The following is a 217-nucleotide window of genomic DNA, read 5'->3' as shown; positions in this document are numbered from 1 at the left end:
TTGTGGGGGTGGTCGGGTGTTCCGGCGGTGTCCTACTCTCCCACGACCTGGCGGTCGCAGTACCATCGGCGCTGGAGGGCTTAGCTTCCGGGTTCGGGATGGGTCCGGGCGTTTCCCCTCCGCTGTGACCACCGGAACACCCCACCACCCCCACCGGGCCGGGGCCCGTGTGGGGTGGGGTGTGTGGTCGTTGGGATATGCACAGTGGACGCGAACA

General features: G+C 68.2%; 1 rRNA gene. It reads right to left on the bottom strand.

What is annotated here, in order from left to right:
• Positions 1–19: 19 nt before the first annotated feature.
• A 5S ribosomal RNA gene (gene rrf / locus ACR9E3_RS32505) occupies positions 20–136 on the bottom strand.
• Between the last annotated feature and the right edge of the window lie 81 nt (positions 137–217).

Source organism: Actinomycetospora sp. C-140 (assembly GCF_054796175.1).
This window is presented reverse-complemented; position numbering and strand designations above follow the sequence as displayed.